A 9,339-nucleotide genomic window follows, 5' to 3' on the forward strand; every position below is an offset into this window, starting at 1 on the left:
CCTTCATGTTCCGCCACCATTCGAACGGCGCGGGCGCGAACTTCAGGAGAGAATTTGTTCGTCGTCTTGCTTGTCATAGACCCTACTTCTCACGAGTTGGGGTCTCCGGCAAACCCGGTGCGGTTCATAATGGAGGTCGACATAGTCCGGACAGCCGTTTCCAAAGCCGTCTCAAAAGAACTGATGCGCGACCGATCTTGTTGCCAAAGGACGGCCGCATCGAGGCGTCGCAGGCACGCTAGTCGACCTTCGTTCAAAACTTACCGAGCGACTGACTGGCGGAGCAACGCCGCGCGGACTCTATTACAAGGCAGAGGATTCAGAGCTTTTACTAACCATGCGCTGCTTGGTGGATCAAAGGTCGATCTATGGCTAACGGCGGGTCGTCGCGCTCGTCAATCGCGAATGGCAAGCCCGCCCTCGTTCCGCAAGCGCCAAACAGGCTACAATATAGTATTAGAGGGATTTCCTCCCGGGGACGTGTTATGGTGGTGACATATACGCCCAAAATGCATATTCATGGTGCACCCAACGTAAAACGACTAAAGAATGGTCACGGAAAGTATCATCGGAAAAATAGCCCTTATCGCGGTGATGAGGGCGTCTGCTTCGGTTCTCCTAATGGTGAAAGAATTCGTGATAATTCCACCAGAAAGCCACCAGTGGGTTACGGATGTGCGTGACCCAGGGAGCATACGAATTGACCGCATGGACGCACGACATTTTCAACGTGGGCCGACCGCTCATTGTGCATAAGGTCTTGATGAATCCGACGGCAGCACAGTCGCAGTAGCGCAAACGGTCGAAAGCTCTGCCGATCGTGGATATTACCTGGTATATCCCTACGCTTTAATGAAAGAGGACGCCCGAATGAAAGGCATAATATTAGCTGGTGGAAGCGGGACACGCCTTTACCCCCTTACCTTTGCGGTCTCTAAGCAACTTTTGCCCATCTACGATAAGCCGATGATCTACTATCCCCTGAGCGTTCTGATGCTCGCAGGCATCAGAGAGATCCTTATCATCTCAACCCCTCACGATCTTGCACTCTTCCAACGGCTGTTAGGAGATGGTAGTGCGTTCGGAGTTGACTTTTCATACGCTGAGCAGCCTCACCCAAATGGGCTCGCCGAAGCCTTTATCATTGGGAAGGCGTTCATCGGGAATAGTAGGGTAGCGATGATTCTTGGGGACAATATCTTCTTTGGTGACGGACTATCAGCCGTCTGCGCGGAAGCAAGAAGAAGGAGCAGTGGAGGAACTGTTTTTGCCTATCGCGTCGATGATCCGCAACGCTACGGTGTGGTTTCGTTTCATAGGGAAACTGGAAAAGCGAGCGCGATTGAAGAGAAGCCTAAAAAGCCGCAGTCGCACTGGGCCGTTACTGGTCTCTACTTCTATGACAACCAAGTGGTTGACATTGCATCATCCATTAAACCCTCAACCAGAGGCGAATTGGAAATCACATCTATCAATAACACCTATCTTGAGCGCGGCGAACTAAACGTGCAAAAGCTCGGCCGTGGCTTTGCATGGCTCGACACAGGGACTCAAGACAGCCTACACGAGGCATCATCCTTCGTTCGCACCATCGAGCGGCGGCAAGGAATCAAAATTGCTTGTCCGGAAGAGATCGGGCTCGAAAAGGGATGGATTACGCCGGATGCCGTTCTTGAAAGAGCCGCCGGCCTCGGTAAAACCGAATATGCAGGCTATCTCCGCCGGAGAGTGGAAGAGTTGAGGGATCGGTAATGTACGTTCGATCACTTGCGCTTGCAGAAGTCCTTGAGATCGTACCCCAGAAATTTGAGGACGAGCGAGGATTTTTTTCAGAAACTTATAATGAACGTGAGATCAACCGAATCGGCCTAACGCTGACGTTCGTGCAGGACAATCACTCCTATTCAGTTCATAAAGGTGTGTTGCGCGGTCTCCATTATCAACTGCCACCCAAAGCACAGGACAAGCTGGTGCGGGTGGTCAAAGGAGCTATACTCGATGTGGCGGTAGATATCCGCAGAAGTTCAGTAACCTTTGGCCAATGGGTCGCACTGGAAGTCGCGGCAGATAGATGGAACCAGATCTTCATCCCGAAAGGTTTTGCTCACGGTTTTGTAACCCTCACGGACCACACCGAGGTCATCTACAAAGTAAGTGAGTACTATTCACCGGAACATGACCGATCGATCCGTTTTGACGATCCAGCCATTGGAATCGCTTGGCCTTCTAGCATCGGTGAATTAATCCTTTCGGAGAAGGACCGACAGGCACCGCCCCTGTCGATGGCAACAGTTTTCGAATAAGGAGGAGAAGATTGAAAATTCTGATTACCGGAGGGGCGGGGTTTATCGGATCTGCCGTTTGTCGCCATCTAGCATCAAAAGACCAAAATACGGTTATCAATTTCGACAAGCTTACTTACGCGGCCAACCTCAACTCTTTGCGTGATATTAGCGCACAGCCTAACTACCATTTCATCCAAGGTGACATATGCGATTGCGACTTAGTCCTCACCACTTTGCGGCAGTATCGCGTAGACGCCATCATGCACCTTGCGGCAGAGAGCCACGTAGACCGGTCCATTGAAGGGCCGGAGGCGTTCATCGAGACCAACATCGTCGGTACCTTCCGCTTGCTCAAATCAGCACTCGCCTATTGGCAGGAACTTACAGGTGAAATGAAAGAACGGTTCAGGTTCCATCATGTCTCCACCGACGAGGTGTTCGGTGACTTGCCGTTTGACAGCGGGTTCTTTACAGAATTAACGTCTTACCGTCCTTCGTCCCCTTACTCAGCTTCAAAAGCAGCATCAGACCACCTGGTTCGCGCCTGGCATGAGACGTATGGGTTGCCGGTTGTTCTGTCGAACTGTTCGAATAACTACGGCCCATATCACTTTCCTGAGAAGCTGATACCGCTGGTGATCCTCAATGCGTTAGAAGAGAAACCGCTACCTATCTATGGCGAAGGTCGAAACGTCAGGGATTGGCTATACGTGGAGGACCACGCCAGGGCACTGGAGAGCGTCTTCCAGAGGGGAGGTATCGGGCAGAGCTACAACATAGGCGGTAAGTCTGAGCGTACAAATTTGGAAGTCGTACAGTCTATCTGCTCGATCTTGGACGCTAAGCGCCCCCGAGCAAATGGCAACCCCTATGCGGAGCTAATCACGTTCGTCAGAGACCGACCTGGCCACGACCGCCGTTACGCGATTGATCCAACCAAGATCCGCAGCGAATTGCACTGGGAGCCCGTAGAAACTTTCGAAAGTGGGCTGGAGAAGACTGTTCAATGGTATCTCGACAACGAATGGTGGTGGCAACCGATCCGTGCCCAACGTTACAACGGTGAACGTCTGGGGAGACTTTCGTGAGAATCCTAGTTACTGGACGTGATGGTCAGGTAGCAAGAAGCCTTGTAGCGAAAGCTGCTCAGAAAGCCGACATCGAGATTTTATGCATTGGGCGGCCCGAGTTTGATTTAGCACAAAGGCAGACTATTATCGATGCAGTAGCTGAGGCCGAACCGGACGTAATCGTTTCGGCAGCAGCATATACTGCAGTTGACCAAGCAGAGGACGAACCTTCGCTCGCGTTTGAGATCAATGCTCATGGTGCGGAGGCTGTTGCATCCGCAGCGCAGCGGTGTGGAGTGCCCGTTGTTCATCTCTCCACGGACTATGTGTTTTCTGGTGATTCGGATGAACCCTACACTGAAGAAGATGAACCTGCGCCTGGATGTGTGTATGGTCGCAGCAAGCTCCAAGGTGAGAAGCTGGTGGCAGCAGCTAATCCCAAGCATGTTATTCTTCGGACGGCTTGGGTCTACAGCCCTTTCGGAAAAAATTTCGTGAAGACGATGCTTGGGCTCGCTGGTCAAAGAGAGTCCATTTCTGTGGTGGCTGACCAAATCGGAAACCCTACCAGCGCGCTTGACATAGCCGACGCAATTCTCTGCGTCATAGACCGTATGGGCGCAGCACAAGAGGCGGATTTGTATGGCCTCTACCATCTCGCTGGTACAGGCGATGCGAGTTGGAGCACCTTCGCCCAGACGATATTCTCAACCAGTAGAGAATGCGGGGGGCCCACTGCTCGAGTCATCGATATCCCTAGTGATGATTTTCCGACGAAAGCGAGACGCCCACCAAACTCACGGCTTTCCAGTTTGAAATTTGAACGGAATTTCGGATACTCGTTGCCTCACTGGAGGCTCTCTTTGGCCGAGGTAGTACAACAGCTAGTAAGATCTACCGGCTGACCACTGTCACAATGGGAAGATTTGCATACGACATGGCGACCTGGCCGGGCCGGGTGCCCAGAGAGTACTCGTCGGGTGCAAGACCACGCTACTTGGTATCAGAAAAGGCGGAAACAAATATCATGGCCGCATTCTCATCTGCGGCGCACGATCATGCGTCAACAATCTCGACAGAACACGTGACCGGTTTGGGCCATGACACGATACTTGCAACGCTGTGCCTGAAGCCATTCACCGAAAGCAGCTACCAGCGGCGCGGTTCGAGCCTGGCCGACGGGACAGGCGCTGGCCGGGTGAGGTGCCGCGGATGTCCGCCTCGACAGCATAGAATTCGACGATACGACGCAGCCCCTCTGCGCGATCTCGGAGCCATCCCCCGGTGGAAGACCTCCTGCAGTCCAAAAAAGTGTAGTGCCAAACAAAGCGGAAGCTCCACTTTGGTATGGTCCAAGGATTAGATCATGGTTCAGCGATACTGTCGCGACATTCTAAGTTGGAATTGCGTACGAATAGTTTGCCACCTAAAACGCAATCCAGCTAGCGAGACCATACGGCGTCTTTGTACGCGGAGCCTCAAAGCTGCCGTTAAAGACGGGTTTTGACATACTTCTCTTTGGTTTCCGATAGCTGTTTCCTCCCCAGAGTGGTCAAAGACAGGAGAATAATAAGGGATCATGCGTGATTCGATAAAGACCTCCTGCCAGTTATCTGCGAGGTCTATATATTCTGAATGACGGGTTAGTAGATATTGGGCCATTGTAGGCGAGATCAGATATGCGGCTGTTCCCCAAAAACCGTGAGATGTGTCTGCGATATATATTCCTGGAAGGACCTCCTTCTTGCCGAAATTATGACGGTAGCGAGCGAGATGTAGGAAGTCGAGATTAATAAGCTTTCCCGCTACGTTACACACCTTAGCCAAGCCAATTTCCGTTAGATGGATGTCGTCCTCCAATATGAGGCCAGATTGTCCTTGTCGTACAATTCTGCGATATGTTTCTACGTGGCTGAGGGCGCATCCCAGCTCACTTGGAAGTAGAAGGCGACGCGCTGCCTCAACGCGAGGTCTCATGTAATCGTGGAACTCTTGAGGTGATAAGCTTGGCCCCCAGATAGGTTCGATTTGATGAACGCCAATTGAGGCTTCGAAATCGCTTAAATGCGGAGATATCTTGTATATAGTGAAACTAACCATGTTTGGCTCCTCCCGAATGTGTGACGAAATTGGCCGCTAACTTTCACTCCATAACAGATAAGCGAGCTAGTGGAAGAGCAGAAGCGGTAGTGCTCTGTTTCAGCGGGCTGCTAACTGTTTTCCGAGATGCATAAGGCACGCGCCACAACTGAAACCTGTCTGAGGGCAAGCCTGAAGAGATTGGTGGCAATGCTCAGGCTGCGCTCGGGCATTCCCACAAGCGAATTGACAAGACTCGGTTTACCGTTCGCGCCTGGTACAAGCGGAAGGAAAACCTAAGATCAAACGCTGAGGCTGGGTCACTCCCTGTCCCGTGCCGGATTGGTCGTCGAACCACTACCTTACATTCCCTGTGCAACGGCATCCAAGTACCATCGGATCTCGATCAGCTGTGGCAAGCCACCCTTGATGGCGGTGTCGAAGGGTCGGTTGCCGTTAAAAAAGGGTGCGTCGTTGGGCCGGGTGAGCCACGATCTTGAAAGCGGTTCTTCGAAGTAGGTCTCAAGCGCTTTGTAGATGCCGACAGTTGCACTGATCCGCAACAGCTGCTCTTCGGACAATTCATCCTTGAACGATCCCTGCTGGATGCGGTCCCAGTCTTCCGCTGAAACGTTAAGGAGAGCTGCAGCCTCGGTCGCAGACAAAGCCCAGGCGACAACGATGCGGGAATAGGCCTTGAGACCCACGGCTGCCTTCTGTTCGCCGCTATAGGACCGTTCCTGCTGCATCGCGTCCTCCAGATTCATTTCCATCAGCCTAAGCTGACCGAGCAACCTTGAGCAAGTCGTATGGCGCTGCCCGGAGTGCCTACGGTAACCCTCACGGAAGGCTCTCTGCGGTCCTTTTCGGCTTCCGTCCGCGCTTGCAACCAAATCGTTCAGCTTTCGTCTTTCCAGCCCCGGGCGGAGGGAGCTTCTTTTCAACCCAGGGAAGCAGCTTGATCGGACGCGGTTCCAGATGGCCGGTGATCACCGGATAGTGCGCGATGATCGCGCGCAGGAGCGGCAGGCCCGCGGGATTGGTATAGCGCGTTGAGGTTTCGCTACTGCCCAGTCGCCCGGACAGATCCTCAATGTAACCTTCAGATACCCCGGCCTGCTTCAGCGTGTCGGCGAACCCGTGCCGGAATGCGTGCAGCGGCCGCTTCCAGAGTTCGCCCGGGAAGCATTTCTCTGCGACAGGGATGAAACCCTTGTAAAAGCGTTCACCTGGATCGATCTTCTTGGCATTTGAAGAAAACAGTTCCGGGAAGAGCACGTCGTAGCCGAGCTGCTTCACTTGCTCGACATAGTCGAGGAAGTTCAGGCGGATCAGCTCATCAGGGATGGGCAGCAGGCGGTGCGATTGAGCGTTCTTGATACGACGTACATCGTTACGCCGGATTTGGATTGCCCAGCTTCCGTCCTTCATCTGAACGACGTCCTTCACCATCAGGCCCGCGAATTCATTTCGTCTGGGGCCCAGATAAGTAAGGAACATCGGCAGGTAGTAGTTAGCGCAGTGATACACCTGCTCGCCTGGCAGTTCTGGCTGTTCCGCGCTTAGCCTGCCAGTGAAGATCGGCATGTCGAACAGCGGCCTGACGTCATCAGGGCCGGGCTTGTCCTGCTGTAGCCGGATTTCGCCACGCTTGGGCTTTTTCGGGCGCAGGCCATCGAACGTCCATTCGCCGATCGCATAGTACGACGCGCGCAGATGCTTCAGGAAATGGTCGAGATTGCCCAGATGACGCCGGATGGTGGCAGCTGAGAGACCCAGCTTGATCGGCTTTCCTCTAACCTCGGCTTCAAGGGCAGCCTTTTGGCTTGTCTTGCGGAGTTCAAGTGGTGAGAGCGAGCGAAGCTTGGGGCTACGACCCCAGCCCGGCAGGATGTGATTGAAGTGCTGTCGAAGCGCAGCGACATGCTCCTGAGTGATCTGTCCGGAGTGCGTCACGCCGTGTTCCTCCAGAATGCCGCGGAAGATCCCGATGAGAACCCGGACATCAGATGCCGTGTCGTCTTCCCACTGGTCCCGGTTGTTGGCGACCAGCTTGTCGATTTCCTCATCGAATTGGGGGATGGGCAGGTTTTTCCGCGCCCGGCCGCTGGAAGCGGCAGGTGTCCTCATTGGAGCGGGCGGTTCAAACGCTACGGTGTTGTGAGGCTCCGCAGGCGGAGGTGGGGAAGGTGGTGCGACCGGCGGCTCGGTATAGGCCACGTCAGCTTTGACGACCACAGGATCTTCAGCCTCATGTGCCCACATGATGCTGGGTTTAGGAGGTGGGGCTACAGGATCGGTTTCAACTGGAGTTGGCTGGCGTCGTGAAGGGCGGCCTTTGAGGCTAGGCTTGCGCGGATCGTCGGCCGACTCAAGCAAGGCGTCAGCACGCGCGCGGTAGATTTCTTCTGCTGCAGCTTCCCGGTTCAAGACTGTATCGTCTAGGCCGACCTGAGCCATACGGTGCAGCACATCGCGCATGAAAGCTGTCCTGCCTTCACCAGCGCGGTCGCTAAGCGCCTCCTCGCGTTCAGCGCGGAAGGTCTCGGCAATGAAGGGAATATCGGCGTCCGTCGCGCCTGCGTCCAGAAGGGCCTCGTGTGTCTCGCTGCCGGGATCAAAGTTCAGCTCCTCGAGCGAGCCATAACTCTCAAGCAGGCGGTAGGCCAATCCGACCTGGCGGTCTGCATCCCTGTGTACCGGATCACGCAGCGAACCGTGCCGCTTGGCGGCGCGATCCAGATTTTCGATCTGCTCGTGCATGGCCTGGATCTCGAGGGTGAAGATCTTCGCCAGCTGTTCCTTTGTTGCCATTCGCGCCTTCGAGACCAGTTCCATCTGCAGGAGCAGCGCGTTCAACCGCCGCGCAACCACAGAAGCCTTCTTACGGTCTGACAGACCGAGACTCAATGACAGACGCGCATTCCCGCCAGCGGCTTTGAAGCCAACTGGAATCCGGGCCCTCCAGTAGAAGACCGGACCTCTCAGAATCAGGTTTTCAACCTGGTGACGTCGCAATCCCATCCGCCTGTGCTCCCCCTGCGCTCCCTTGCTCCCAAGGCGATTGGGCATCACCTGTGGGCATCAGTTATGGGCATCACTTGTGAACGGCGTATCGGAAGTGAATCTGCTAGCCTTTGAAGGCCTTGCAAAGTCAGCGATTCCAAGGATTTTCTTAGGGAAATGGCTGGGGAACCTGGACCCACAGCTGCGATCCGGTAGTGGCGTGGGCTTGTCCCAGGTAAGCGCTAATTCACTTTGCCGTTGTTCATTCGCGATTTAGGAAGAAACGTCGTTTGCGGTCGTAATCGTAGATGACTTCACGGAAACGGCTTCAGGAGATTCTACTTCGCAATCGATTGCAGGCAGCTCGTTCTGGATTGCGCGTAAGCCATTTCAGCTTGTCGCTACGTCATATCAGGTTGGGGGCGATGTGTTTCAACTCGAAACAATTTGTAGTAACGCGATTCAGGATCCGAGTTTATCGTTTCTAATCTTGGGATCTTCGTTGCGAGGCTTGAGAATTCCGATTCTGGGGCGAACGGCGTTTGCGTGGCAGGTGAGGGGCTGGAGGAATAATGCTTTGCGCCGACCGGTCTTGAGCTCACCATGGTTGCAGCAATGTGACAGATGGAGGAGCCATGGCGACGAGTGGGGAGCGGGCGGAGCGGCTACGCAAGCAACGTGAGCGACAGCAGCAATATCGCGATCGACTGAGGACTGAGCGCTGACCAGGCCGCGACGACATCGCAAGAATTCTGCTCCATTTCATGATCGTTAGAGCGGTTTCCGATCAATCTGGATCATATCCGCACGAGCTGAAGTAATTGGCGCATTCGCTTGGCTGGAAGATGTCGACGAGCTTGCCGATGAGGCCCCACAGGCCGTTTACGGTTCTCTCGCCT

The 9,339-nt window shown here is 54.2% G+C and carries 7 protein-coding genes and 1 pseudogene; 4 read left to right on the forward strand and 4 right to left on the reverse strand.

Annotation, left to right across the window (positions count from 1 at the left end; genetic code table 11):
- Nucleotides 1–870: 870 nt before the first annotated feature.
- The 4 genes from rfbA to rfbD are packed head-to-tail and all read left to right on the forward strand — an operon-like array spanning nt 871 to nt 4,260.
- Nucleotides 871–1,752, forward strand: a complete 882-nt coding sequence (rfbA, locus tag IEX27_RS20700) for a glucose-1-phosphate thymidylyltransferase RfbA (protein ID WP_188722972.1) — start codon at nt 871–873, stop codon at nt 1,750–1,752.
- A complete protein-coding gene (rfbC, locus tag IEX27_RS20705; RefSeq protein ID WP_188722973.1) occupies nt 1,752–2,303 on the forward strand; it encodes a dTDP-4-dehydrorhamnose 3,5-epimerase in 552 nt (183 codons plus the stop codon). The genes rfbA and rfbC overlap by 1 nt, the downstream gene beginning before the upstream one ends.
- An 11-nt stretch (nt 2,304–2,314) precedes the next feature.
- Nucleotides 2,315–3,373 (forward strand): dTDP-glucose 4,6-dehydratase, encoded by a 1,059-nt coding sequence (gene rfbB / locus IEX27_RS20710; RefSeq protein ID WP_188722974.1) that lies wholly within the window; start codon nt 2,315–2,317, stop codon nt 3,371–3,373.
- Nucleotides 3,370–4,260, forward strand: a complete 891-nt coding sequence (gene rfbD, locus IEX27_RS20715; protein WP_188722975.1) for a dTDP-4-dehydrorhamnose reductase — start codon at nt 3,370–3,372, stop codon at nt 4,258–4,260. Before rfbB ends, rfbD begins: the two co-directional genes overlap by 4 nt.
- A gap of 466 nt (nt 4,261–4,726) precedes the next feature.
- On the opposite strand, the gene IEX27_RS21695 is transcribed toward rfbD, so the two are convergent.
- The 4 genes and pseudogenes from IEX27_RS21695 to IEX27_RS20735 all read right to left on the reverse strand — a co-directional run.
- Nucleotides 4,727–5,455 carry a glycosyltransferase family 25 protein gene (locus tag IEX27_RS21695; RefSeq protein ID WP_188722976.1) on the reverse strand — a complete coding sequence of 243 codons (729 nt, stop codon included), beginning with the start codon at nt 5,453–5,455 and terminating at the stop codon, nt 4,727–4,729.
- Nucleotides 5,456–5,796: 341 nt separating this feature from the next.
- Nucleotides 5,797–6,183 (reverse strand): antitoxin Xre/MbcA/ParS toxin-binding domain-containing protein, encoded by a 387-nt coding sequence (locus IEX27_RS20725; RefSeq protein ID WP_210315584.1) that lies wholly within the window; start codon nt 6,181–6,183, stop codon nt 5,797–5,799.
- Between the two features lie 91 nt (nt 6,184–6,274).
- Nucleotides 6,275–8,248 (reverse strand): site-specific integrase, encoded by a 1,974-nt coding sequence (locus tag IEX27_RS20730; protein ID WP_188722977.1) that lies wholly within the window; start codon nt 8,246–8,248, stop codon nt 6,275–6,277.
- 979 nt (nt 8,249–9,227) lie between these two features.
- Nucleotides 9,228–9,339, reverse strand: a pseudogene (locus tag IEX27_RS20735) (IS630 family transposase); the annotation flags it as partial.

Source organism: Nitratireductor aestuarii (genome assembly GCF_014641695.1).
Taxonomy (GTDB): Bacteria; Pseudomonadota; Alphaproteobacteria; order Rhizobiales; family Rhizobiaceae; genus Chelativorans; species Chelativorans aestuarii.

Bases quoted from the DNA above. Each gene is read 5' to 3' on its own strand.
- rfbA (WP_188722972.1), top strand. From the start codon at position 871: ATGAAAGGCATAATATTAGCTGGTGGAAGCGGGACACGCCTTTACCCC.
- rfbC (WP_188722973.1), top strand. From the start codon at position 1,752: ATGTACGTTCGATCACTTGCGCTTGCAGAAGTCCTTGAGATCGTACCC.
- IEX27_RS21695 (WP_188722976.1), bottom strand. From the start codon at position 5,455: ATGGTTAGTTTCACTATATACAAGATATCTCCGCATTTAAGCGATTTC.
- IEX27_RS20725 (WP_210315584.1), bottom strand. From the start codon at position 6,183: ATGCAGCAGGAACGGTCCTATAGCGGCGAACAGAAGGCAGCCGTGGGT.
- IEX27_RS20730 (WP_188722977.1), bottom strand. From the start codon at position 8,248: ATGGCAACAAAGGAACAGCTGGCGAAGATCTTCACCCTCGAGATCCAG.